The 25,617-nt window shown below is 62.0% G+C and carries 23 protein-coding genes; 8 read left to right on the forward strand and 15 right to left on the reverse strand.

Annotated elements, in window-relative coordinates; translation table 11 throughout:
- Positions 1-298: 298 nt before the first annotated feature.
- A complete protein-coding gene (locus ABR989_RS11775; RefSeq protein ID WP_428128983.1) occupies positions 299-856 on the reverse strand; it encodes a TetR/AcrR family transcriptional regulator in 558 nt (185 codons plus the stop codon).
- Between the two features lie 31 nt (positions 857-887).
- Positions 888-1,814 (reverse strand): class I SAM-dependent methyltransferase, encoded by a 927-nt coding sequence (locus tag ABR989_RS11780; protein WP_428128706.1) that lies wholly within the window; start codon positions 1,812-1,814, stop codon positions 888-890.
- Between the two features lie 211 nt (positions 1,815-2,025).
- Here ABR989_RS11780 and ABR989_RS11785 point away from each other — a divergent pair, with 211 nt between their 5' ends.
- The 3 genes from ABR989_RS11785 (at position 2,026) to ABR989_RS11795 (ending at position 5,170) form a co-directional block, all read left to right on the forward strand.
- Complete coding sequence (locus tag ABR989_RS11785; protein ID WP_428128708.1) at positions 2,026-3,294, forward strand: D-alanyl-D-alanine carboxypeptidase family protein; 1,269 nt, start codon at positions 2,026-2,028, stop codon at positions 3,292-3,294.
- A 91-nt stretch (positions 3,295-3,385) separates the two neighbouring features.
- Entirely contained in the window at positions 3,386-4,180 is a 795-nt protein-coding gene (locus tag ABR989_RS11790; RefSeq protein ID WP_428128710.1) for an acyl-ACP desaturase, read from the forward strand.
- A 66-nt stretch (positions 4,181-4,246) separates the two neighbouring features.
- Positions 4,247-5,170 carry a DUF2333 family protein gene (locus tag ABR989_RS11795; RefSeq protein WP_428128712.1) on the forward strand — a complete coding sequence of 308 codons (924 nt, stop codon included), beginning with the start codon at positions 4,247-4,249 and terminating at the stop codon, positions 5,168-5,170.
- 8 nt (positions 5,171-5,178) lie between these two features.
- Here the strand turns inward: ABR989_RS11795 and sppA are convergent, their stop codons facing one another.
- Complete coding sequence (gene sppA / locus ABR989_RS11800) at positions 5,179-6,996, reverse strand: signal peptide peptidase SppA (protein ID WP_428128715.1); 1,818 nt, start codon at positions 6,994-6,996, stop codon at positions 5,179-5,181.
- A 43-nt stretch (positions 6,997-7,039) separates the two neighbouring features.
- Between sppA and ABR989_RS11805 the strand changes: the two genes are divergently transcribed.
- Positions 7,040-8,428 carry a hypothetical protein gene (locus ABR989_RS11805; RefSeq protein ID WP_428128718.1) on the forward strand — a complete coding sequence of 463 codons (1,389 nt, stop codon included), beginning with the start codon at positions 7,040-7,042 and terminating at the stop codon, positions 8,426-8,428.
- Positions 8,429-8,433: 5 nt separating this feature from the next.
- Here ABR989_RS11805 and ABR989_RS11810 read toward each other — a convergent pair whose 3' ends face one another.
- From ABR989_RS11810 to rpmE, 12 genes are all read right to left on the reverse strand, one after another.
- Entirely contained in the window at positions 8,434-10,605 is a 2,172-nt protein-coding gene (locus ABR989_RS11810) for an acetate--CoA ligase family protein (RefSeq protein WP_428128721.1), read from the reverse strand.
- Between the two features lie 212 nt (positions 10,606-10,817).
- Positions 10,818-12,260 (reverse strand): hypothetical protein, encoded by a 1,443-nt coding sequence (locus ABR989_RS11815; protein ID WP_428128722.1) that lies wholly within the window; start codon positions 12,258-12,260, stop codon positions 10,818-10,820.
- Positions 12,257-12,715, reverse strand: a complete 459-nt coding sequence (locus tag ABR989_RS11820) for a TadE/TadG family type IV pilus assembly protein (protein ID WP_428128725.1) — start codon at positions 12,713-12,715, stop codon at positions 12,257-12,259. Before ABR989_RS11820 ends, ABR989_RS11815 begins: the two co-directional genes overlap by 4 nt.
- A gap of 300 nt (positions 12,716-13,015) precedes the next feature.
- Complete coding sequence (locus ABR989_RS11825) at positions 13,016-13,198, reverse strand: Flp family type IVb pilin (RefSeq protein WP_428128727.1); 183 nt, start codon at positions 13,196-13,198, stop codon at positions 13,016-13,018.
- A 110-nt stretch (positions 13,199-13,308) separates the two neighbouring features.
- Positions 13,309-13,479 (reverse strand): Flp family type IVb pilin, encoded by a 171-nt coding sequence (locus ABR989_RS11830; RefSeq protein ID WP_428128730.1) that lies wholly within the window; start codon positions 13,477-13,479, stop codon positions 13,309-13,311.
- A 422-nt stretch (positions 13,480-13,901) separates the two neighbouring features.
- Entirely contained in the window at positions 13,902-14,639 is a 738-nt protein-coding gene (gene hisA / locus ABR989_RS11835) for a 1-(5-phosphoribosyl)-5-[(5-phosphoribosylamino)methylideneamino]imidazole-4-carboxamide isomerase (protein ID WP_428128732.1), read from the reverse strand.
- Positions 14,640-14,644: 5 nt separating this feature from the next.
- Positions 14,645-15,256 (reverse strand): imidazoleglycerol-phosphate dehydratase HisB, encoded by a 612-nt coding sequence (hisB, locus tag ABR989_RS11840; protein WP_428128984.1) that lies wholly within the window; start codon positions 15,254-15,256, stop codon positions 14,645-14,647.
- A gap of 94 nt (positions 15,257-15,350) precedes the next feature.
- Positions 15,351-16,700 carry a histidinol dehydrogenase gene (hisD, locus tag ABR989_RS11845; RefSeq protein ID WP_428128734.1) on the reverse strand — a complete coding sequence of 450 codons (1,350 nt, stop codon included), beginning with the start codon at positions 16,698-16,700 and terminating at the stop codon, positions 15,351-15,353.
- A 32-nt stretch (positions 16,701-16,732) separates the two neighbouring features.
- Positions 16,733-17,989, reverse strand: coding sequence for a UDP-N-acetylglucosamine 1-carboxyvinyltransferase (gene murA / locus ABR989_RS11850; protein WP_428128737.1), 1,257 nt, complete (start codon positions 17,987-17,989; stop codon positions 16,733-16,735).
- A gap of 6 nt (positions 17,990-17,995) precedes the next feature.
- The gene (prmC, locus tag ABR989_RS11855; protein ID WP_428128740.1) at positions 17,996-18,886 is read right to left on the reverse strand and encodes a peptide chain release factor N(5)-glutamine methyltransferase; all 891 of its coding nucleotides are present in this window, start codon (positions 18,884-18,886) and stop codon (positions 17,996-17,998) included.
- Between the two features lie 7 nt (positions 18,887-18,893).
- Positions 18,894-19,955 carry a peptide chain release factor 1 gene (gene prfA, locus ABR989_RS11860; RefSeq protein WP_428128741.1) on the reverse strand — a complete coding sequence of 354 codons (1,062 nt, stop codon included), beginning with the start codon at positions 19,953-19,955 and terminating at the stop codon, positions 18,894-18,896.
- A 142-nt stretch (positions 19,956-20,097) separates the two neighbouring features.
- Positions 20,098-20,337 (reverse strand): 50S ribosomal protein L31, encoded by a 240-nt coding sequence (gene rpmE / locus ABR989_RS11865; protein WP_428128743.1) that lies wholly within the window; start codon positions 20,335-20,337, stop codon positions 20,098-20,100.
- Between rpmE and ABR989_RS11870 the strand changes: the two genes are divergently transcribed.
- Genes ABR989_RS11870 through ABR989_RS11885 form a run of 4 tightly spaced genes read left to right on the forward strand, consistent with a single transcriptional unit; the run spans position 20,320 to position 25,545 of the window.
- Positions 20,320-22,002 carry a hypothetical protein gene (locus ABR989_RS11870; protein ID WP_428128745.1) on the forward strand — a complete coding sequence of 561 codons (1,683 nt, stop codon included), beginning with the start codon at positions 20,320-20,322 and terminating at the stop codon, positions 22,000-22,002. The two genes, rpmE and ABR989_RS11870, sit on opposite strands and share 18 nt — an antisense overlap.
- Positions 21,999-22,700, forward strand: coding sequence for a hypothetical protein (locus ABR989_RS11875; protein ID WP_428128746.1), 702 nt, complete (start codon positions 21,999-22,001; stop codon positions 22,698-22,700). Before ABR989_RS11870 ends, ABR989_RS11875 begins: the two co-directional genes overlap by 4 nt.
- Positions 22,701-22,759: 59 nt before the next feature.
- Positions 22,760-23,881 (forward strand): dihydrodipicolinate synthase family protein, encoded by a 1,122-nt coding sequence (locus ABR989_RS11880; protein ID WP_428128747.1) that lies wholly within the window; start codon positions 22,760-22,762, stop codon positions 23,879-23,881.
- A gap of 5 nt (positions 23,882-23,886) precedes the next feature.
- Complete coding sequence (locus ABR989_RS11885) at positions 23,887-25,545, forward strand: PfkB family carbohydrate kinase (RefSeq protein ID WP_428128748.1); 1,659 nt, start codon at positions 23,887-23,889, stop codon at positions 25,543-25,545.
- Positions 25,546-25,617: the final 72 nt, after the last annotated feature.

The raw sequence follows: 25,617 nt of genomic DNA on the forward strand, positions 1-25,617 counted from the left end.
GCAGCAGACCCTCGACCAACGTCGCCGGCTGCACTACTCAACTGCAGCCTCAACCTCAACCCAGATGGGCCAGATCCTCTCTTAAATCGATTGCTGACTTGTCCAAAAGGTTCTGACGACGTACAATTCAATTGAGCGCCATTGGCTGCAAGCAGACCAATAACCCAGCAACGATTGAATTGATGCGTCACTTTCTTCATTTTCTAGGTACATTGTTTCCCCTTCCTGAAGGCGAGTGTCAATTGAAACAAAATCGCCTTCCGTCAAGGGGATACTCACCCCTGCGGCGAGATTCGACTCACTTTGACTCAAGCGCCCGGAGAAAATGCTCGAGCACCGCAAATTGCGCGCCGCTATCTGTCTCGGGCTTCCAGAGCTTGTGCAGCATCGAACCATGGAGCAACGCGATCAGCGTCAGCGCAATCGCGTCGGCATCGAGCTTTGATGTTATCCGCTTCGCCTCTTGCGCGCGTCTGATAAGCTGAGCCAGATGCGCGCGCGGTTGCTCCAGCCCCTCCTGCACCGAAGCTAGAATGGTTGGATTGACAAGCGCCTCGGACCACGTTTGCAGAGCGATACGCCGCTTATCGGCGCTCTCAAGCGTCAGGTATCCGTCGGTGAATTTCTTTGCTATCTGCCGCAGATCATTAATCGGGTCTTTCGTCTCGGGTCCCTCGCCCATCATGCGCAGCTCGTCCTCATGGCGCTCTTGTGCAACGGCGAGCATCAGTTGGTCTTTGCTGTTGAAATAGCTGTAGATGCAGCCTGCGCTTAGGCCCGCTTGCGCGAAAACATCCTGCAATGTCGTCTTGTCAAATCCCCTCCGGGCAAAACAGGCTCTTGCGGCGGCGAGAATCTGCGCGCGGCGGGCGGCTTTGCGTTCTTACTTAACGCGCGGCACTGCTATTTGCCTCCGTTGTCATGACTTCCGCTAGAACCGCCCTGTAGAACTCGTAGCCGATAAGCATCTCGGCGTTCGGCATGTACATGCGCCGGTACTCGGCTGCGCTGACATCGGCAATCAGCCCAATGCCCTTATTCGTGAGGTATCCCGCAACCTCCTTGGGATGAAAGCCGAAGGTCCACGGCTCGCCGTAATCCCGCAGCCGCTTCATTAGTCGCTCAAGCCCTGCCGAATGGAACGAACCGTTTATGGCATCGGAATGAACATAGGTGAAAATCACCTTCGATCCTGGCGGCGTGCTGCCGGCGAAAAAATCGAACATCGCGCTTACGGACGCCGCATCCAGATAGTTCGTGACGCCTTCCCACACGAAGAGCGTCTTGGCGTTGGTAGAAAAACCCGCGCTTACGAGACGGTTCTCAAGACGATCTTTCAGAAAATCGATCGGAACTCGCTTTAGATTTCCCGGCCGCCCGTCGTTCCTCAGCACACCTCCCTTGAAGGCGATCATCCGAGCGCGATCGACTTCGAAGGTCGGAACACTCGCCAATTCCTTCATCCGAAGCGCCCGGCAGTCGAACCCCGCACCGAGAATCACGACTTGTCCGATGCCGCCTGCGAGTGCCTGGCGAATCCAATCGTCGATCAACCGCGTCCGCGCCGCTCCAGATGTGCGGGCGCCCGGCGCCTGGCGATCGAAATAATGCTCCAGCAGGCGCCGGACCGCGGGAATGCGTGCCAGCGAGACAAGAACTGGCTGCCATCCCGGAAGAAATCGCTTTGCGAACGGATCGCTGAAGAGACGCTCGCGCTGTGGCTTTACAGTTTCGAGCGCGCGGATGGCCGCCATGTTTCCGGCCGTCCGGCTCAAACCGCCATCTTCGGGGCGCACACGGCCGCGTAAGGTCATTTGGACGGATACTCCACAGCCCGCATGCAAATAAAACGGATAACCGTACTATTATGTTTTATGTTGCCCCGCAAGCACTTCCGGCCGCAGGCGTCGTTACCGACGTATTGAGTGCCTGCCTCACATCCCGCGGCTCATCGGCGCTCGTTGCCGCGCGGGTTGTTGGCTAGTATTGATTTGTCGGGTCGATGTGTTGGGGAGGTGGTGTGTGATGAAAGCTCTCTCGCCGTCCGGCGAATCCGTCGCCGGAATTTCCGCCGGCCGAAAATTTCGCGGACGGTTTTGGACATTTGTATTTATCGCCGTGGCCGCCGCGCTCGCCGCGTTGACGTCCTCGCACGCTGCTTTTGCTGCGCGCCGTCATCATGCCGGCGCCGCGCCCGCCGAAGATGAGAGCGCCAGCGCGTCGAACACCGGCCTGCAAGGTCCTTACACCGAGGCGTGCGTGCTCGAACCCGTCACCGGCACAGTCATCTTCGAGGCTAACGATCACACACCGTGGCCGACTGCGTCGCTGGCCAAGATGATGCTGATGCTGATCGTCGCCGATAAAATCCACGACGGTTCGCTCAAGCTAACCGACAATGTAACCAGCTCGCGCAAAGCGGCCGCGATGGGCGGTTCGCAAGTCTATCTCAAGGAGGGCGAGACGTTTTCCCTCGACGACATGATGAAAGCTGTTGTCGTGCACTCGGCCAACGACGCGGCGGTGGCGGTCGCCGAATATATCGCGGGCTCGACTGACGCATTTGTGGTGATGATGAACCAGAAGGCCGCCGCGCTCGGGATGAAGGACTCGCACTACTACTCGGTGCACGGTCTGCCACCCGCGCGGGGACAATCGGCCGACGTCGCCAGCGCCTACGACCAGGCAATTCTCGCGCGCGAGCTGCTCAAATATCCCGACGTGATCCGATGGTCGTCGATCGACACCGCGCCGTTTCGCGCCGGAAAGTTCGAGCTGCGCAACACCAATCACCTGGTGCGGACGTATCCGGGATGCGACGGCCTCAAGACCGGATTCTATGACAAGGCGGGATTCAACGTGGTTGCAACCGCAAAACGCGGCGACCTGAGGCTAGTCGCGGTTGTGCTCGGCAGCCAGCACAAGTTGACGAATTTCAAGGAGGCGGCCGAGATGCTTTCGCAGGGATTTCTCAACTACGAGATGCATTCGGTCGCAAAGAAGGGCACGCCGGTCGCGCAATCCGTTGCGGTGACCGACGCCGAAACTGCCAGCATCAAGCCGGTTTGGGCCGGCGACGCAGGCGTCTTCGTCAAGCGTGGCGACGCGAACAACGCGATCAAGGTCGATTACAATCTGCCGCCTTCGATCGAGGCTCCCGTCAAGGCCGGCCAGCAGATTGGCACGGCTAATGTGACCGCTGGCGGCAAATCGGTGGCCACGATCGCGCTGCTCGCACCTTCCGATGTCGCCAGGAAAGCTTCGCTGACTAAACGTCTATTAAGTATTTTCTGAGTTCAAGTTATTGAGATTTGGTCCATAAGCAACCCGTTCGGTTAGGTTATGAACCTCATGCATGTTAAACTCGGTTCCGTCGCTCTGCCTGATGACTCCAAAAGAAAAATTCTACCGCGCCTATATGGATTTCTTCGAGACTGCGGAGCGCAAGCGCCGCTGGAATCTCTTCGACGATGTCCCGTGGGACAAGCTTTCTCCCCGCGCCAACACCGAGGAACGCGCGATTCGCATCGAGACGTATTGCGCCGAGGAGATGTACTTGCCGGACTACAACGCGGCCGGTATCAAGATGCTGCGCGGCGTGTTTGGGCTCTCATGGTTTCAGACCGCATGGAGCTACGAGGAATCGCGCCATGGACTCGTGTTCCGCGAGTACCTGCTTCGCTCCGGGCTGCGCACGCAGGAGCAATTCGACAAGTTGGAGACCGATGTATTCTCGCGCTCGTGGAAACTTCCGTTCGCGACGCAGCGCCGGATGAGTTGCTACGGAGCGCTGCAGGAAGCGGCGACCTATCTCGCCTATCGCGCGCAAAAGGATCGCGCGGAACTGGAGAAAGACCGGACGCTCGAGGCAATTTTCTTTCTGCTCAGCCGCGACGAGGCCGCTCACGCCGGCTTCTACCGCGAGATGATCGCGATCGAGATGGCCGAAGACCGTATCGGCACGCTGGCGGATCTCGCGCACGTGATCGCGAATTTCAAGATGCCGGGTGACGGTCTGATTCCGAATTATCACGAAAACCTCAGAATCGGCGGCGGTGGGATCAGTCCACGCCTTTTCTTCACGCGGGCAGTGCTTCCATTGCTCAAGCAGTTGGGCACCAACCGCGACGAACTCAAGAGCGCCAGCGCTGCAGCGCTTCCACTGCGGGTTGCGCTTTAGCAGGCGCGATCCAACGCGATATAATCTCATCCGGCTGAATCGCCGCTTGATGCGAACTCGATTGCGATGAACCGGAACCGACTCCTGATTGGCGCCGCGGCCATCCTTCTCATTTGGGTTGGCGGCAACCTTGCGCTTCATTTCGGCCAGAAGCGCCACAATCGTCTCGACTACAATATCGACCAGCTTTTCCCACTGGACAAACCGCCGCCGCCCGGCGAGATCTATGCCTCGACGCTGGCCGCGATCATGGACCATGAGCTGCACACGGGCTTCGGGTGGCGTCCCAACGATTTCTTCCTGTGGGGCCCGAAAGTCGCCGCCGACAACAATTCCGATCGCCAACTCGGAATCATCCAGGCGGTGCGCGAAACCACTCGCATCTTCAAGGATCACCTGACCAAGGTTTCCTCGAATCAGTACGATCCTAATCTTGTGATCGCCGACACTGACTTTCGAAACGACGCCGAGAAGTGGATACTGCCGTCGGCCGAAAGCAAGTACGACGACGGCATCAAGCATCTGCGGATGTACGTCGCCGGGTTGCACACCACGCCGCCGTCGTCGCGCGAGCTCAACACCCGGGCCGTCGAGTTAGTCCGATTGGTCCAGACGTGGACCGATCTGCTTGGCGACGCGCACGCGAACCTGTACCGGTCCACAAAGGACGACGGCAGCCCGGTCCATAGCTGGGACTGCGACCATTATTTCTATCACTCGCAAGGTTACGCGCACGTGATGTATCACATGATGCAAGCGCTCGAGCGCGAATACGCGGGGCAGCTTAAGGACGACCCGGTCCTGAAGACACTGTTCGACGATTCGATCGACGCGCTGGGCAAGGCCGCCGTCTTGAAGCCATTGATTGTCATGAACGGCGCGCCCGATGGACTGTTCGCGAATCATCGCCGCAACCTCGACGGCTACATCACCGAGGCGCGCCAGAAGATGTACTCGATACGCGAAGAACTGGAACGCTCCCCGCTCTAGCGGATGCGCTACAGCTCGATGAACGGACAGAGCAGCATCACGCCGCCGCGCACGAGTATTTCGATCATCGCAGGCGCCCACCGGTTTGGGATGCCAAGCGCGCCTGCGGCTGCGCGAATCGCCCACGGCGTCGAGGCCTCCGCGCTGCCGGGCCGAAGATCCAACCACCTGCGCTCGGCACGATAGGTCACCAGTTGGTGGCGCTGATGCTCGGCGATATGCGCACGATCGCGCGCGATCGCCACCGCGGCTGACAGCCCGCCGACTTCGTCGATGAGTCCGCACTCCTTCGCCGCAAGACCGCTCCAGATGCGCCCCTTGGCAACGGCTTCAGTCTGCTCGAGGCTGAGCCGCCGGCCTTGCGCGACCTTCGCGATGAACGCCGAGTACAGATGACCGATGGTTTCATTGAGCTGTGCGAGCTCGCCGTCGGTCATCGCGCGCGCAATCGACATCGCATCGCTGTTGGGCGCGCTTTTCACGAAATCGAAATGGACGCCGAGTTCGCTGAGCAGATTGCCCAAGTTGAACTTCGCGTACACGACCCCGATGGAACCGGTGATCGTCGCGGGTTCCGCTACAATCGCGTCGGCGCCCGCCGCCACGTAATAGCCGCCCGAGCCCGCCACATCGCCCATCGAGACTACGACAGGCTTGCCGCGCCCCTGTGCCTCGCGCACGGCCCGCCACACCAGGTCGGCGCCAACCGCGGAGCCGCCGGGTGAATTTACGCGAAACACTATTGCGCTTACTCGTTCGTCGCGCGACGCGCGATCGATTTGCGCGGCCGTCGCGACGCCGCTGATAAATTCGCCGGTCGCAGGCGCGTCGCCCGAAATTACCGGACCGCTGGCGTGGACGAGTGCGATTCTCGCGCGCCGCCCGCGCTCACGGGTAAAGACAGCGTGGCGCCGGTATCGCGCCATGCTGGCGAACACTTTGCGCTTTGCCTCGGGATCGAATTCGGCGCGGATGTCTTCGATGTAGCCTTCGCGGTCGATCAGATGATTTTCGACGGCGAACTTTGCGCTGACGAATCCCGCTGCGATCAGCTCGCGGGCGCGTTCCGTGGTCAGTTTCCGGGCCGATGCGATCGTCTCGGTCAGGATTTTTTCCCAGTCCGCGACGATCGCCTCCATGCTCTCGCGCACCGCCGGCGACATCGTGTCGCGCCCGAGAGTATCGGCAGCGCCCTTGTACTCTTTCCATTGCAGCGTTTGCGCCTGGATCTTCAGCTTGTCGAGCGCGTTTTTTAGAAAAACGCCGCCGGTCGCCACGCCGAGCATCGTGAGCATCGTGTCCGGATTGGCGACGATTTCTCCCGCTCCTGCGGCGACCAGGTATTCGCGCAGCCCCGCGCTATCGCCTCGCAACAGCGCGATCACCCGCTTGCCGCCCGCCTGCGCGGCGCGCAGCAAGCGGTGGATTTCGTGTGCGGTGGCCAGACCGGCGCCGAATTCCGCGATCTCGACCACGATCGCACGAACGTCGTCATCGATGGCCGCCGACTCGAACACGTAGCGTAGATGGTCCAGGCTCTGCGCGCCGCGGCGCATGAGCTGATCGAGTGGCGAGCGAGTCACGTCCTCTTCGATCGGACCCGCCAGGCGAACTACCACGACGGCGTCACGCGGGATTTGCGCGGGCCTGACGACGGCAAACCAGAACGCCGCGATCATGGCCCCCGCTACTCCAAGGATGGCGATTCCCGCCTTCCAGTCTCCGGCCGCGCACGCAACCGTGCCGACGGCACTCAAAATCGTGACAATAATTGCGAGTCGAACCTCGCGGCTTATCCACAATCGTTCGATAAACGGATTCTTCATCGGTCGCCTTTTTTGATCGCTGCAAATACACTAGCGTTTTCGGATGCTCAGGTCTGTCCTCATCGTGATTCTTGGGTTGGCTGCCGTGAGCGTTGCGTCGTGCTCGACTGCGAACGTCCACAAGCCCGCGCCCCCCCCATTTGTCGGCCGTGCGACCACCCTGGAGGTCACACACGGCATCAAGGTGCTGACCAACGTCGGGATGCCGAATGGATTCGCGCCGATTCCCACGCGTCCTCCCATCTGGCTCGAGGAAGGCGAAGAGATTGGCGTCGTCGGGACCCAGGCCGGGCACACAATTATGTATGGCCTGGGAGGCGCCGCGTGGCGAAGCGGCCGTATTCTGGCCGCGGAGACGGGGCCGGCCGCGGCCGAGGAGGGAACTATCGCGGACCTCGCCGCGAGCCCCAACGGCCTGACGCTCGCGACCGCAATGGTCGCGCCGGACGGCAATCGAGTCGATGTGATTATTCGCGACCTAATCGCCACTGGCGCGGGCAGCGTGATCGCGAGCTTCAATGGCCGGTACGATTCCATCTCGATGAACTGGCTGAACAACGCGACGATCGCGCTTGCGCTACGACGGCATCCCGAACCGCTCGAGTCCGGCCTCAACGACGAAGCGCCGAAGTCCGATCCGGATCAACCTGACGTCGAAGCGCCGCCGAATCGGGCGGATGGGTTGCAGTTGATCGTCGTCACCGGCGCCGGTTCCGTCGCACCGCTGAAGTTTTCATGCCCGATGTCGGCGCTGAGTTGGAGCACGCATGGTGTTTATGCGGTCGGCCAGGGCGATACGGGCGCTCAGCCGGTCATCCTCGATCGGCGCAACTCCACCTGCATCAAATTTCACGTACCCACGCCGATCCACGTGCTCGATTGGGACCAGGACGACGAAGGGTCATTCCTGTATGTCGGGCCCGACGCGTCGCGCCGTACGATTGGCGTGTTCAAGTACAACATAGCGACCGGCGCAGAAAATTTGACGGGCGTATCGACGGGCGCGGCCGCGTTCACAGGCAGCAGCAACACGATCACGCTGGGCAATCAGAAGCTCACATTCAAGATGGCGATCGAGCGTCCCGAGGCTATGCTGCTTGCGCAGGTCGCAATATCACGACCCGAACAAAGCGAGCTCGATATGAGATCGCTGGGCTTCGACACTATGCCGGAAATGCTCGCGCAGAGCACGATGGAGTATTCGCGGGCTGCTGATGAAGCCGCGATGCAAGTCTATGCGCCGAGTCTGCCGGTGGCGTGGCGAAAAATCGTCACCTATTCGCTGAAATACGATAGTGCGTTTCTACTGGCCGAGGGTCCGGCGCGCGGCGCCGTCACGATGAGTTGGTCGCTCAAGGGTCGATGGCTGGCGTTTTTGGACGGCGACGCGACGGCGGGCACGGTGATGACTGTGCTGGTTCCGCCCCGGTAGCTTTTCTAGCTGCCCAACTGCGCGCGATTCTCCCAGTAGTCCGCCGCGGTCCGGAATGCCGCCGCGGCGCGCTCGAAACTCTCGAACACGACCAGGCCACGCGCGCGCGCAAGCTGCTTGCCCCGCGCCACGATCGCCTCGACGTGCGCAGGATGCATCACGACGGCAAATGGCTTTGTCGAGCGTCCCGCAAAATCCGCCAGCTTGTCGAGCAGGCCCGTGATTTCAGCCTCGTGGGTGGCCCAGCGCGCCGCACGCAGCCCCGTGCCAAGCTCCAGCACGATTGCGTCGATGACCGGATCGCGCTCGAGAATCTCGAGGATGCGATCGAGATTGCCCTGATCATGCCCCGCGCCGATCGTGCCGCCCGCGTCGAGCGGATTGCGGTAGCTGCCGCCGATTATGTTGAAGAACGTCTTCAGCTCGTCGTACGACGGCTCCGATAGCGCGGGAATATCGAGCCCCGCGGTCGCAAACGTGTCGGTGATTACTACGGATTGGCCGCCGGTCATCGCGACCAGCCCCATCCTCCTGCCGCCGATGCGCTTGGCGCGCGCGAACAGCTCGACCGCGTCCAGCATCGCATCGAGGCTCGCCACTTCGACCGCGCCGCTTTGCCGCACGACGGTGCGCCAGGTCGCCTCGGGAGTCGCGAGCGATCCGGTGTGCGAAAACGTCGCGCGGGCACCCGCCTCGGTCACCCCGCCCTTCCAGATGACCACCGGATGACGCTCGGCCGCGTGCCGGAGGCTGTCGAAGAAGCGCCGGCCGTCGCGCACGCCTTCGATATACATCCCGATCACGCGGGTCGCCGGGTCGGCCGCCATCAAGTCGATATAGTCGGCGGCTTCGAGCACCAGCACGTTGCCGATCGACGCCGCCTTGTTGACTTTGATCCCGTGGGTTGGCGCCTGGAGGCAAAAATTGATCGTGTGCGTGCCGCTTTGCGAGATGAAGCAGACGTCGCCCGGCTCGGCGGCTTTTTCTTCAGGAAAATTGCCCAGTCCCGCCGCCGGGCTGTACAGCCCCATGCAATTGGGGCCGACCAGCGCGATCTCCGAGTTGATCGCGATGTCGCGAAGCTCAGCTTCCAGACGGATTCCCAGCTCCTCCGACGTTTCCGAAAATCCCGACGTAAAAAATCCCACCGCAGCCACGTGGTTGGCGATGCAATCCTTCAAAATTCGCGGCGCGATCTGCCGCGGGACCGCACTTACCGCGTAATCGACCGGCTCCGTGATTTCGGCCAGGCTCTGGCGGTTCTCCACGCCCATCGCTTCGATTCCCGGTATCTCGTTGGGATCGATTTGCACCGAGTAGAGCTTGCCCTTGAGATGCGCCATCGCGCGGATCCACAGGTACCCGCTCATCCGCTTGTCGCCGATGACGGCAACCACGCGCGGGTTGAACCCGCGCTCGAGATTTTTGAGCCGCGCTGCACGATGCGGGTCCGGCGCCGGCGTCTCGCTCGCGGGGGCGGCCAGCACGATTCGCGCGTCCAGGATTGCCAGACCGTCCTCATACGCGACTACAGGATTGAGATCCATCTCGGCGATTTCCGGATGAGTCGCGGCGATTCCCGAGACGGTCTCGAGAATCGAGACGATCGCGTCGATATCGACGCCCGGCTGACCGCGCACGCCGCGCATAATCCGAGCGCCGCGCAACCGCGCGAGCATCGATGCCGCCTCACGCCCGCCAATCGGCGCCAGCGCCAGCGCCGTATCCTTCATCACTTCGACGAACACTCCGCCCAGTCCCACCATCACCATCGCGCCGAATCGATCGTCGCGGTACGTCCCTGCCAGCAGCTCGACGCCCGCCTTCGCCATCGGCTGCACGGCAACGCCTGCGAAGCGCGCGTCGCCGGCGCGTGCGGCGAGATTGCGGCGAATTCGCTCGAACGCATCGCGCACCGCGCCCTCATTGTCGAGATTCAGCTCGACGCCGCCCACGTCGCTCTTGTGACTCACATCCGGCGACAGCACTTTCAGCGCCACCGGGAATCCGAACCGCGACGCTGCTCGCACCGCGTCGTCAGCCGTTAAAGCGGCCTCCGGCACTACCACCGGCAGGCCGAGCGAATGCAGGATTCGCTTGCTCTCGATCTCTGTAAGAACGGTTCGTCCGCTGGAACGAGCCGACGATATTACCGACGAAACGATGGAGTCAGTCACGCTTGTCGCGTATAGCAGAGCCGAAGAACTATTTGAACCGCCGCGCAGCTTCTCCGCATGCCGACTCAGGCCCGCCCACACAGGAAAGTCTTCGTGACCCGCGCGCGACCAATCGCGCCGCGCTCGAGCGCATCCGCGCCGCCGCCGCGATTACGGCCTTGGCGCGACGAGATGCCGCCGCCGGTGTCGGCGCTGCGACCTCCTTCAGGCGTCTACAGCGTGTTGTTGGGGATCAACCGGGAGACCGTGAGATCCTGCGCAATTTCCGTGAAGATCTCGTTGAGGTTACTGGTCGGTCGAGCGGCTGAAATGCAGGAACTGGTGCCTCCCGTCGCTGTGTAGTCGGAGAAGAAGTTCAGCGGATTGGAGGCGATTTGCTGCATCGTTTCGCATGGGGTGATAGTAGGGCTGGTGTCATAAGTGCATCCCGATGCCTCCGCGCCGTAGGCGACTGAGTAGACGATGGTTCCCGCAGTCGCGGCGGCTTGGGCCGCCGTGATTGCCTGGTGGCACTCCTGCGCGGATGTGTAACTCGTCACCGTTCCGTTAAAGTCGCTTCCATTGGCAGTCGCATCGCCATCGCTGAGGATGATTATCACGTTCTTCGTATTCGGCCTTGCATTGGCGACGAGATACGCTTGTGCCGAATAAATTACGCCCGCATAGAAGGTTCCCGAGCCGCCCGGTGCGCCCACACCATTGCTGCAACCTCCACCAACCGCGATCACCGTGTCGGAGCTGGTGTTCAGCGCAGTCGCCGTGTCGGAAGTGCGGTAGTTGCTCGATAACGGAATGACCTCGTACACGGGCCCCTGGTTGTACTTGTCAATTAGAGGGTTTACGGTAGGGCAAGCCCATTCGTCTGGGACATACGTGGTCGATGACAGCCCTGGGAACACAAACAGGGCGACTTCATCGACCGGGTGCGCGACGTTGGTGCCGACTGTGGCCGTTTCTGCCGGGCTGGCCGTGCCGCAGCTTGCCAGCCCCCCGGGGCAGGGCGAGAGCGTGTTCAGCAGAACCCGGATGCCGCTCAACGCGCAGGAGATTCTTGAACTATGACATTGGCTGTCGGAGTCGGTATTAGTCATCGAATTTGTTGTGTCGAGGATGATTGCCACGTTGTACGGGCCATTATTTCCGCCCCTTCCGCTCGCCGTCGCGGTTGCCGAGATACTCCATGAATCGAAGCCAATCACCCTGGCGAATGTCGTCAGCACTGTTGCTGTCTCCGTCACGGAGACGGCGTTATAGTTCGCCAGAGAGGCGCTACAGAGGATTCCTTCGGTCGTCAGAGTGTTAAGGCACTTCGGCACAGCCGAAACCGTAACGTTGGTCAGCAGACTGGAAGTGGAATTGATGGCGTTTAAATTCCCAGTTACACCGCTGAAGGTCGTCGCGGTTCCTTCTACATAGCTTGCTGCTTCGCCTTGTGTGTCACCAGACGGAGCCGCGGTCAGGGCCGCGCCTGCCGCTAACGCCGCCGCTCGGGTTTGAGCCCGGAGCTGTTGATAGCCATAATAGAGACGGCCGGCGTCGATCACGAACCCGGCCATTCCGAGAATGCCGACTAAGGCCACCATCATCATCATCATCGACTGCCCACGCTGGCCGTCGCGCAACCGGCGGAAAATAGATTCATCGTTAAGCTTCATTGGATGGCCACCGCCGTTTGCGCCGTTAGGGTGCAGCTGGGCGCAGGGTTGAATACCAGAATTTTAAGGTTGCACGGATAAGTAACCGTTACTTGGGCGGTTTGGGCTTGCACTAGTGTCGCGCTAGTGCACGACGTCCCCGTATACGTCGACGTCGCCGTAAACGGATTTCCGCTCCCCAGCGCAACCTTGAACGTGAAATTCGACGGCGTGAGGTACGGCGCTGCTTGTTCGACCGCCGTGACGGTCGTGTTGCACGGGTCTGAGGTTTGCCCTCGGCTAATCGAAAGCTGCTGCGCACCGGCGGTTGTAGCATACGTCAACGCTATATAGTTATTGAAAGCAAGCCCGAACGTCACCGTGCCTACAAGGACGAGCAGCACCAACGGCAACACGTAGGCGAACTCAACCAGCGCCTGGCCTCGCTCTAATCTGCGACGGTTAAACTTTCCCATGGGTTCCCCCAGTATCAGGATCGGCACGCATCGGCTATGCCAGCCAAAATGTGTACGATGCTATGCTCTTTTTGCTGAGAATTATCCCAAGTTGGCTCGGTTGCTACATCGAACGGTGGCAACGCCGCGACATTCCGGCGAGCCATGGCGGCGGGATTAAGGGCCATCATGTGTCCTACCCCCTGCTCTATACATCCCCGGCGGGCGAAATGGTAGCCCCGTCCGGCAGAGTCGCGCATTGGGTCCATCGACCCGAGGCGCCACTCTGTCTGGTCAGTCCTCAAGCCGGTTCGGCGCCGACTAGAGTTGGTTGTCCACGCTCGTCAGTACGCTTTTGATGGTCGTACCCATCGTCTGGTATCCGGCGAACACCACAACCGCGACCGCCGCGAGAATCAGCGCATATTCAGTCATCGTCTGGCCCCGCGCCAACTCATCAGCCTTCACATACGCCTTTACATACAGTTTTCTGATCAGATCCATTTGATGTACCCTCTCTCCGTTTATTTCGTTAAACCAACTAACCGCGATTCTAGAAAAACCACCTATGCCGCAAATACCTGTAGCCGCGTCCAGCAGCGTCGCGCGCCGGACTAGAGTTCGTTGTTCACACTGCTCAGCACGCTCTTGATCGTCGTACCCATCGTTTTGTATCCGCCAACGACGATGGCCGCGACCGCCGCGAGGATCAGCGCATATTCAGTCATCGTCTGGCCCCGCGCCAACTCATCAGCCTTCACATACAGTTTAATGATCAGATCCATTCGGTGTCCCCGCCGCTCGTTTATTTTGCTGGAACAACTAAACTGCCGGAATCTATATACGCCCACGCTCTGTGAAATTTTACTGGTTGTAGCAAAACTACACATTATGTTGCAAGCGTCCAGGGAGCCGAATGGACAATCAGCCTTTATCACTGTTCGCTTTTAATTGGCTACGTTTGGTTGAGACCCTGAATTCACGTCTATACCCAATTTCTAGATTCTGTATCTGCGTCATGCAAATGTCAAGAGCCTTATCCTCTTAGCTCTATTCTAACTACCAAAATGTTCGGCAGTGCTTGTAGTGACAAAGAAATCAAAAGGAACGATAAGCACGCTTAAAGAAGCGTAACGCAGCCATAGCGACAGTTACTTGGACAAAAAATCTTAACACTCCTCCGCGGCCGAAGCGGCATCCGGAATTGTTAGCAGATAGCTACAGCCAACGCGTCGCTCAGGCTGAAATTTCCTTCGTACAACGCCCGTCCCACGACCACGCCCACAACCCCCGCGTCGAATCGGATCCGAAGAGCGCGAATGTCGTCGAGACTCGCGACGCCGCCCGACGCGATAACTGGGATGCGAACCGCCCTGGCGATTTCTTCCGTTCGGGCCGCATCGACGCCCGCCTGCGCGCCATCGCGCGAGACGTCCGTCACTATCGCGGCCGCGACCCCCGCCGCGCGAAACCGATCCGCCGCCTCGGCTAGCGTGAGCTGGCTTGTCTCGACCCATCCTTTGACGGCCAGCCGGCCCTCGCGAATGTCGATTGACCCGAAGACCCTGCCCGGGAACTCGGCACAGGCGCGACGGACCAACTCGGGATCGAGGATTGCGGCGGAGCCAATCGAGACGCGGTCGGCCCCACCCGCGATTGCCGCGCGAACCGCCTCGATTGTGCGCAGGCCGCCGCTTACGTCGATAGCGCATTTCACGGTCGCGCGAATTTTGGCGATCGCCTCGACGTTTCGCGGTGCGCCGGCAACCGCACCATCAAGATCGACGATATGGATTAGCGCTGCCCCCGCCTGCTCGAAACGACGCGCGGTCTGGCCGGGATCTGCTTCATAGACGGTCGCCCGGTTCATGTCGCCGCGGAGCAGGCGCACGACTTGGCCGCCCTTCAGGTCAATCGAGGGAATAACGGTGAAGTTTTCGAACAAGCGGTCTAGCTGAGCGTGCCTTTGGTCGAAAGCACGCCTGAAAGCCGCGGCTCGCGCCCCGTTGCATGGTCCATCGCGCGCGCCAACGCCTTGAACGTTGCCTCGATGATGTGATGCGGGTTGCGGCCGCTGACCAGGTTGAGGTGCAGGTTCATCCCAACTTCGTCCGTAAGCCCTTTCATAAAATCATGGACCAGCGCTGTCTGAAAGTTACCGACCCGCTCCTGGCTGATCGGGACGTTGTAGCCCAGGTACGCGCGCCCGCTGAGATCGACAATCGCCGTGCAGACCGCCTCGTCGAGCGGCACCGTCGCCTCGCCAAAGCGCTTGATTCCCGCGCGATCGCCCAGTGCCTCTCGAAACGCCCTGCCCAGCACCATTCCGACATCTTCGACTGTGTGATGATCATCTACATGCAAATCGCCCTTGGCCTCGACCTTCAAGTCGAAGAATCCATGACGCGCGAAAGTTTCCAGCATGTGATCGAGAAACGGAACCCCCGTCCTTGCCTCGCCGCGCCCTGTCCCGTCGAGCTTGAGCGCGACCGTGACCGAAGTCTCGCGCGTCTTGCGCTCGACTTCCGCGCTGCGCTTCGCCTCGGCCGGCGCCGGTTGCACGACTGGCCGCGCGCCGGACTTATCTTGATTTCGCAAGCTGCTTTCCCGTTTTCTCTGCATTTCGATTCCCGCTTACCCGTTTCGCCTTTCTCGCTCAAGTTCTAACGGGCGAAGCCCGCATCTTTTTCTTAGTACTGGGTGCAAGGGTCACCCTTGCTCGCAGTTCCATCGCGCGCGCATGCCCCTCGAAACCTTCCATCCGCGCCAAATGCGCGACTACCGGACCGAGCGCCGCAATCGCGCCCCGCGACGCCTCGATTATACTGGTTCGTTTCAGGAAATCGTATGCACCCAAAGGCGACGCAAAACGCGCCGCGCCCCCGGTCGGCAGAACGTGATTGGGGCCCGCAAGGTAGTCGCCGAGCGGCGCTGGCGTAAGCGGGCCGAGAAGAACCGCGCCCGCCGCCTTGACCCTCGGGACCCATCGCGCCGGATTGCGCACGTCGAGCTCGAGATGCTCCGGCCCTATCTCATTGGCGAGGTCGAAGGCCTCGTTCAGATCGCGAACGATCACCACGGCGCCGCGTTTGACCAGTGCAGTCTCGACCTGACGGGCGCGCGGCAGGCTTTTCAGCGCGAGTTCCACCGCCTCGGCGACGCGATCCGCGATGCTCGGCGAGGTCGTCAGCAGCATCGCCGTCTCGTCGCCGGAACCATGCTCTGCCTGCGCGATCAGGTCGGCGGCGATCCATTCGGGATGCGCGCGCTCGTCGGCGATCACCAGCACCTCGCTCGGTCCCGCCATCTTGTCGATATCGGCAACCCCATAGACCATCCGCTTGGCGGCCTGCACGAATGCGTTGCCGGGACCAACGATCTTGTCCACCGGCTTGATGGTTTCGGTCCCGTATGCGAGCGCCGCGACTGCCTGCGCTCCTCCCACGCGGTAGAATTCGTCCACGCCGGCAATTTCCGCGGCCGCAAGCACCGCAAGCCGCTCGCCCTCGGCCGACGGCGGCGACACCATCACGATTTCGGCGACGCCGGCGACCTTGGCGGGAATCGCGTTCATGAGCACCGACGACGGATACGCGCCGAGCCCTCCGGGCACGTAAATCCCCACCCGGCGCATCGGTTGAACCATCAGGCCCAGCCGCATCCCGGACTTGTCGCGATAGACGAACGATTTCTCCATCGTGCGGCGATGAAAATCTGCGATTCGCCGCGCCGCCAGCTCCAGCGCACGGCGATCTTCAGCCCCGATTCGATCGATCGCCCGATGGCGTTGCGCGGGTGTCACGCGGATCGTGGCCGTGGTAAGCTTCACGCCGTCAAATTTGGCCGTCAGATCGATAAGCGCACGATCGCCGCGCTTTCGCACGTCGGCAATAATCTTCGACACGGCACGGTCGATACCGGCGCTGTCGGCGCCTCGGCGCGCGAGTATCGCGGCCAGAAATTTTCTGAACTCTGGCGTCTGAGACTTAAGAACCCGTGGCCTCATGCGGATTCAACCCTCTGAACTGACCCGTCGAATTATTCTTGAGCGCGCTCGATTCGCGCGCCGAGATGCGCGAGCTTGGCGTCGAGCGCCTCGTAGCCGCGGTCCAGATGATAGATGCGGCTGAGCTCGGTCGTGTTTTCCGCGGCAAGGCCCGCGATTATCAACCCCATGCTGGCGCGCAGGTCGGTCGCCATCACCTGAGCGCCGCTCAGCTTTGAAGGCCCCCGGACTACGGCGGTGGGACCTTTCATCACTATGTCGGCGCCCATGCGCGCCAGTTCCTGGGCGTGCATGAATCGGTTTTCGAAAATCGTCTCCGTGATGACGGAGGTGCCGTCGGCCTGCGTCAGCATCGCCATCATCTGAGCCTGAAGATCGGTCGGAAACCCCGGATATGGCAGCGTGCGCAGCTCGACCGACTTGAGTTTATCGCCGCGCGTGACGCGGATGCCCTTGCCGTTCGCTTGCACCAGCACGCCCGCCTCGCGCAGCTTGGTCGCGACCGCATCCAGATCCTCGATCGGGGCATTTGCAATCGTAACGTCGCCGCCGGTGATCGCCGCCGCTGCCATCATCGAGCCCGCCTCGATTCGGTCGGCTATTATTTCGTGCTCGGCGCCATGGAGCCGCTCGACGCCCTCGATTTCCAACACGTGCGTGCCGGCGCCGCTGATTTTCGCGCCCATCTTGACCAGCACTCGCGCGAGATCCTGAACTTCGGGTTCGCGCGCGGCGTTTTCGATCACCGTGCGGCCACGGGCCGTGACCGCCGCCATTAGAATGTTTTCGGTTGCGCCGACCGAGGGAAAATCAAGCCAGATCCGCCCGCCGGACAGTTTCTCGGCGTGCGCCTCGACGTAACCGTGACGAAACTGGATCTTGCTTCCGAGTGCGCGAATCCCCGCGATGTGCAAATTCACCGGCCGCGCGCCTATCGCGCATCCACCCGGAGTCGATACGCGCGCGCGTCCGGTACGCGCCAGCAGCGGCCCGAGTACGACGAACGACGCGCGCATCGTCTTGACCAGTTCGTACGACGCCTCGTGCGAGGTGACTTTTGCGGCGCAAAGCTCGACGCTATGCTCATCGGTCCAGCGCACTTGGACGCCGAGTTGGAAGAGCAGCGCCATCGCAGTTTCCACATCGCGCAGCCGCGGAACGTTGGTGAGATGAAGCGGCTCCGGCGTCAGGATCGACGCCATCATGATCGGCAGCGCGGCGTTCTTGCTGCCGCTGAGTGTCACGGTGCCGCGCAGCGGAGCGCCGCCACGAATTATCATTTTTTCCATTGCGAACTACGCCCCGGCTCTTCCTCTCCGCGCGCGCACGACGCGCGGATGCCCCGCGAAATCGTTTATCACAGAGACGACCCGCAAGCCCGCTTCCTCGACAAGCTTCGCCACCGCCGCTTTCGTTGCCTGCCCCGCCGCCACTTCCACGATCAGCTCGCCATCGCCGGCAAGATGGCGTGGCGCGCCCGCTGCAATCCTGCGCAGGATATCGAGCCCTCCCGCTCCCGCGCTAATCGCAACGCGCGGCTCGAAGGTGCGCACCTCGGGCTCCAGAGCGGCGATCTCCGCGTCATCCAGGTAAGGCGGATTGGAGACTATCACCTCGAAAGACCCGAGCGCCGGTCCTCCGTCCAGGATATCGAAGCAGTCACCGCGGCGGAGCGTCACCCGATCCTCGACCCGATGATGCTCAGCGTTGCGCGACGCCACCGCAATCGCGTCGGCGGAAATGTCCACGCCAGTGAAGTGCGCGCGCGCAGCGTTAACGGCAATTGCGATCGCAATCGCGCCGGACCCCGTGCCGATGTCGAGTACGCGCGCGTCCGGCGCCGCGGCGATAAACTCAAGCGCCGCCGCAACGACGATCTCGCTCTCCGGCCGCGGAATCAGTACCGCCGGGCTGACCTCGAAATCGAGCGAGTAGAATTCCTTGCGCCCCAGGAGGTACGCGATCGGCTCGCGCTTTTCGCGGCGCGCGATCATCGTCTCGAAGTTGTTCAGCGTCGCGGGTGATAGATCGATCCAGCCGGTGATAACCGCGGCGCGCGTGACCCCTGCCGCCGCGGCCATCAGAAGTTCCGCGTCGAGCCGCGCCGATTCGATGCCCGCGGCCGCGAGCCGGCGCGCGGCCTTGTCTATCTCCTCCAACGCGCGCCGCGCGGGCACCTCGCTCATGACCATGCTACGCGCTGAGCGCTTGCTCCTGATCGTAGGCCGCCAGCGCGTCGATAATCGGATCGATTGCGCCGTCGAGAAAATTGTCGAGCTGATGAATCGTCACGTTGACGCGATGGTCGGTCACGCGCGATTGCGGAAAATTGTACGTGCGGATGCGCTCGGAACGGTCGCCCGTCCCCACCATCGAACGCCGCGTCTGCGCAATCTTCGCCTGTTGCTCGGCCTGCGCCGCCTCAAGCAGCCGCGCACGCAGGATCTTCAGCGCGCGCGCCTTGTTCTTGTGCTGCGATTTTTCATCGCGGCAGATTATCACCATGCCGCTCGGGATATGCGTGATGCGCACCGCCGAGTCTGTCGTATTGACGCTCTGGCCGCCCGGTCCCGACGCGCGCATCACGTCGATTCGCAGGTCCTTCGCTTCGTTGATATTGACCTCGACCTCGTCCGCTTCGGGCATCACTGCCACCGTAACCGCGGAGGTGTGGATGCGCCCCGACCCTTCGGTTTCAGGTACGCGCTGCACGCGATGCACCCCGCCTTCGTACTTGAGGCGCGAGTATGCGCCGCGTCCGCTCACCAACGCGATCACTTCCTTGATTCCGCCAAGCCCGGTGTCGCTCATGCTCAGCGGCTCGATCTTGAATCCGTGGCGCTCGGCGTAGCGCGTGTACATTCGATACAGGTCCCCGGCAAACAATGACGCCTCTTCGCCGCCGGTCCCGGCGCGGATTTCGAGAATCACGTTCTTTTCGTCGTTGGGATCGCGCGGCGTGAGCAGCTCTTTGAGCTTTTCCTCGACGGCGCCAAGATTTTTCTGCAGTGTCGGCAGCTCGGCCTTGGCAAGCTCGCGCAAGTCGGCGTCGTCGCCATCGAGAATCGATTTGTGGCCCGCGATCTCGTCCGCAATCCGGATATATTCGCGGGCGCAATGCGCCGCCTCGGAAAGCTGCGCGCGCTCTTTGGCGATTCTGGCGTATTCGCGCTGATTGCCGAGCGTGGCCGGATCGCTGAGCTTGCGCTCGAGTTCCGCCACCCGCTCTTCTATTGCGCTTGCCTTATCCAGCATCGCCGTTCACGCCCCGAACCGAAAAAACAAAAACCTAAAATTGCCTTGAAACAAAAACGGCGCGGCCGATGCGGCCGTGCCGATGGATTCTCCCCCGCACACCCGGGTGCGTAGCGCACCGCAGGCGGCGGGAGTTGCTATGCTACTTCTCGGCGGCTGTTCCTGCCGTCTTTTCGGCCGGCTTCTTGATGCCGTACTTGCGATTAAACCGCTCGACGCGCCCCGCGGTATCGACCAGGCGCTGCGTGCCAGTGTAAAAAGGATGACACTTCGAGCAGACCTCGACGTGCAGCTCCTTGAGCGTCGAGCGCGTTTCGAAGGTATTGCCGCACGCACAAGCTACTGTGCAGCGACGGTATTCAGGATGGATTCCAGCTTTCATTTTTACGTCTCGAACTCTTTTCCCTGTTGTGTCAGAGGATACCATCGGAAGGTATCGCACACAATTCGGCCGCCGCGACCGCCTCTTCGGGCTTTTCGGCCCGCAATCGCTGTCGCTGCCTCGATCGCAGTAATTTTAATCACAATCTGTCCGATTGCCACCTTCGCCGCGTCGGGCGCCACGGCTGCGCCGCCTCGAATTTCTACGCCTGCGAAATTCCCGCGAGCGCCGACTTCCGGCTTCGCGCCCGACGGTCAAACCCTTTTCGCGCCGATCGTCTATCTCGCACCGCCCGGCCCCGCTCGCGCGTCGCGTGCGATCGCAATCCTGAACCGGCAGCTCGATTTCCAGCGCAAAATCTCGTTCCATCCCAAGCTCGCCCCCGCCCTCCAGGAGGTCGTCGATCTGCTTCCGCCGCGCCAATCGACAATGATCCGCGCCGCCGCCCTCTACTCGAAACCGGCAATCCCGTGGCGCGACGAGCCCGACGGCACACATCAGATTTGCGTCACCGGACGGCCCAGCGATGACGACTATTTGTACACGCTGTCCCCCGACTGGCGCAGCCCCGAGGAGCCGGCGCGATTTTCGGGCGTGTTCGGCCTCAAGCCTTCCGCCGATTCCACTCCCGCCAACATTTCGAGCGTCACCGGCACGCTCGCCGGCGAGTTGATGATCGATACCTACGGCATCGGCGCGCTCGTCGACGCCTGCGCCGATGCGCTCCGGGAGGTTCACGGCGATCTGAGACCGCCGTGGGATTCCTCGCCCGGCGCCTTCAACCACCATGACCGGGCCGCGCTCGACAAATTCCACCGCCAGATGCCGCATCTTGCGGCGAAGTTCGACCACTATTTCAAATTCAACAACCTGCTCGACGAGTTCAATTCGCCCGCCGGTCCCATCGTGCTCTTGAACGTCGATGCCGAAGTTCGCCAGGACGCGCTCAGGAAATATCCGCTGCTATATGATTTCTATCGCAAGGTCGTGCCCGCGGTGACGGCCACGTCCGTGATTCTCGATTCGCACGGAAATTTCTGGATGCGCGAGGCCTTCGACCACGGCCACATCCGCGTCACCGTGATGATTCGGGGCGGTCTGCTCACGCCCTTCAACGCCGCGATGCAACCCGCCGGCGGCAGTATCGCGCTCAATGAAATCGCCCGCGGCAGTTACCGCACGCTCGCGTCGGCGCAGGTGACCAGTCTTGCGATGAATTTCGGTCTGGCCAACGTTGAATTTGCAACTGACTACCGCCGCGACTTGGGCTCCGTGACGTTCGTCAACCGGATGGACGCGGTCCCGCAACTGATCGCACCGCCCGGAGTACATCAGGTGATGGACTTGATCGCGGGCGACTTTCTGCGCGCGCTGGCTACCGGAAATGGCGGCATGAACTCAAACCTCACCTCGCGCCGGCTTCCCAACGGGATTTACGATTTCTCAGGCGGCGTCACGGCGCAGTTGAATTACTCGCCAACGCTCGAGCTGCTCGCGCGAATCGGCGATGCGATCGCGACAAAACACAACGACCGGGTTCGCGCCGAGGAACGCGCATTCGGCGAGGAACTGTTCGACGCTTTCGTCGCCGACTACAATGATGCGCGTCCGGCGATCATCGCTTTGGATTTGGATAAAGATAAACAACAGGAAAAATCCAAATGAGCCGTGCACAACGGAAACGGTTTTTCACAGCCGCGCTCTTTGCCGCCGCAATCCTCGCCGCGGGATGCGCCGCCGATGACAAGCCCCCGCCCGCCATCCCTGACGCCGGCCCGCAACCGAAGTTGTTGAGCGATTTGTCGGCCGTCTCCGACGCTCCCATCAATCCGCTTGGCGCCAACGCGGTTCCGGCCCCCGGTGAAGGACTGTTGCACGACGAAGCCGCTGTCTCGGCCGGACCCCGCGCCTTTGAGACCGAGCCCGGCATCTCGCGCCAGGTCGGTACCGAAAGAAATCCCGGCACGGTGCGCCTGCTGAACGACAAGGCCGCCAAGTTCGGGAATTTTTCCGCAGCGATACTCGAGCGCGTGTATGCCCAACTCAGTATCGCCGAGAAAAGCGAGGATATTTCGCGAATCAACCTGCCCACCGAACTCAAAGCCGTCGTCGTCACCGCGATCCTTGACAAAGGCGGCAAGCTCACCGAACTCATCCTCGAGCAACACTCCGGCAAGGCGAAAATCGATCAGATGATGCTCGACGTCTGCAAGAAGGGCGTCTGGTACGAAAATCCTCCCGCCGCCGCGCTTTCCGGCGACGGCAACTACAAGCTGACTTTCCGCATGAAGCTCGAGAACTTCGCATCCCTCGACGAGCGTCATTGGAGCTTCATCACCGACCTCGGACTCGGCATCAGCTAGCCGCGCCCCCGATGCCGTCCGGGCAGCAGCCATCCCCCGCTTCTGCTAGAATCGCCGCCGTGAATTCGCTCGACGACTATATCCCGCGGCCGGGCCTCTCCGTCCCCATCGTCACGATTCTAGACGCCCGCGGCCGCATCCTCGAAGACCAGCAGCGCGCTGTCGTTCGCTATGCGCTCCAGGACGGCGCCGGCGCCGACATAATCTTTGCCGCAGGCACCACCGGCGAGTGGGATCGCATCGACAACCCGCGCCGCCAGGCGGTCGCACGAATCGCGATCGAGGAATGCCGCCGTGCGCGCGCATCTGCCGCCAAGAAAATCGAAGCATGGGCCGGTATCACCGCGCATACGCGAAGCGACACGCTCGACAATCTCACCCACGCGCTCCACGCCGGCGCCGACGCGGTCGTGGTCGCGCCGCTCTCGATCAAGGACGTCGAGCATCCCGCCGAATTCGTCGAGCGCGACATCGGCGCGCTGTTCGACCGCGCGGGCCGGATGCTTCCGCTGTTCCTCTACGACAACGCCGGCATCGCCGCGCCCGGCAAATCGCCCCACCTGCACACCCGAGACGTCAAGGCGATGAGCCGGCTGCCTTACGTGCGCGGAATAAAAGTTACCGCCAGCAAAACCGTCATCGGCAACTACACTCGCGCCGCATCGCACTTCAAGGCGGGTCACGAATTCGCGATCTACGCCGGCAACCCTTACCTCATCTTCGATTTGTTCGCCCCGCCCGAAGGCGTCGGCGATCGCATGCGCCACTACTGGAACCGCTACCTGACCCAGCGCGCGCGTCCCTACGGCGTCGTCGCCGGCCCGGCCAATGCGATGCCGCGCGAATGGCAGCGCGCATGGCAGGTCTGCCGCTCGGGCGATGTCGAACTGATGCGGTTGTATTCTGATGCAATCGAGGAATTTCGAATTGCATGCACTTTCAAGCGCGGCGCCAGGGCCTGGCGCCCGACGATCGCATCGCTCAAAGCCTCGCTCAAGGAACTCGGCGTCATCGACAGCGACGCAGTCGGCGCGGGAACGCCGCCGCTCAGCGGCGCCGAGCGCCGCGAATTCTCCGCACGATTCTCAACGCTGCGCGAGCGGGCCGCCGAGATGCTGGAGCGTGGATGGGTCAGCGAATACGATCCGGGGAATCGCGCCGGCGCGAAAAAAATCGGTTGAGAGCAATGGCTGAAGAAAAACTCGACGTCGTCGGATGCGGGAGCATGGTCGTTGACCTGTTCTATCGCACCCCGCGCATAATCCGCGCAGACGAAAAAATTCTGCTCCGCGCGCATACCGCCAGCGCCGCCATCGAACGCACGCAGGTCGGCGGCCTCGTCCTGAACCATCTCGGATGGGGCCGAATCCTCGGCCTGAAAACCGGCATCTTCGGCAAGATGGGCGACGACCGCAACGGCGAGTTTCTCCGCGACGGGATGGATCGCCTCGGCATTCGCCATCACCTGACCTTCGACGGGACCGCCAGCGCCTTCGCGAACATCTTCGTGGACGCAAACGGCGATCGCGCTATCTACATGGCGCGCGGCGCGACCGGCGAACTCACTCCCGCCGAGGTCCGCAGCCGCCACGGCGCGTTCATCCGCCGCGCCAATCTCGTTTCGACCGAGATTTCGCAGCTCCCGATCCGCACCGTGCTCGCAATTCTGCTCTTCGCGCGAACCCATTCCATTCCCACCGTTCTCGACGTTGACGTGCCGCCCTCCGACGCCATCGGATCGCTCGGCACGCGCGCCGAACTCGAGCGGGCGTTGAAACTTGCGGTTTGGCTAAAACCGTCCAAAGCCGCCGCGCGCGAAATCGTCACGGGCAACGGCCGCGACACGCTCAAGATGGCCGAAGCGATTCGGGCCCGCTACGGAAATCGCGCGGTCATCATCACCGAGGGCGACAAAGGGTGCTCGATAGCAGCGCGCGACACTTCCGTTCGCGTGCCCGCCTTCAAGATCAAGCAGATCGATTCGACCGGCGCCGGCGACGCGTTCCTGGCCGGCATCTTCGCCGGCCTTCGCCTCGGGATGCCGTGGGACAAAACCGGGCGGCTCGCCAATGCCGCCGGCGCGGTCGCGGTCACGCGGCTTGGCGCGTTTCCGTCGGGATTCGAAGTGCGCGAGGAGATTCTCGACTTGTATGGCGAGGCGATCGCGCTGCCCACGCCGCGCCTCGACAGCGAGCCGCGCGAAGCGGCTATCGGCGACTCGACCGGAGAGGTCGAAAAATTTTTCGACCTCGCTCTGGCCGAACTCGCCGCGCTGCGCGGCGGATTGAACATCGCCGCCATCTCGCGCACCGTCGAGATTATCCGCACCGCGCTTGGCCGCGGCGGCCGCGTCCACGTGACCGGAGTCGGCAAGCCCGAGCACGTCGCACGCTACGCGGCCAGCCTGTTCTGCTCGGTCGGCACGCCCGCCACGTTCCTGCACGCGACCGAAACCCTGCACGGGAGTCTCGGACAGGTGAATCCGCGCGACATCGTCATCGCGATTTCAAACAGCGGCAGCACCGACGAATTGCTCTCCACCGCGAGCGCCATTCGCGAACAGGGCGCGCAGTTGATCGCGATCACCGGCAACAAGGATTCCGCGCTGGCCCAACTCGCCGACCTCGTCATTCACGTCCCCGTCCCCAACGAAGGGGGCGGACTCGGACTCGTGCCCCGCATCAGCGTGCTCGGCGAAGTCTTCGTGCTGGCGGGATTGTCAGTCGCGCTGGAACTCGCCCACGGCCTGACCGTCGAGGAGTACAGCCGATGGCATCGCGCGGGCACAATCGGCGAAGCCGCCCGCCGTCTAGCCGAGACGCGCACCTCCCGCCGCCGCGCCTAAGCAGGGGCCAGCCCCCGAGCCGCCGGAGCGGGATGTTGCTCCGGCGGTCGCGCACTGTTAAATAAGAGTAGT

Origin of the sequence: Binatus soli (SeqCode), from assembly GCF_050015535.1 — a bacterium.
GTDB lineage: Bacteria > Desulfobacterota > Binatia > Binatales > Binataceae > Binatus > Binatus soli.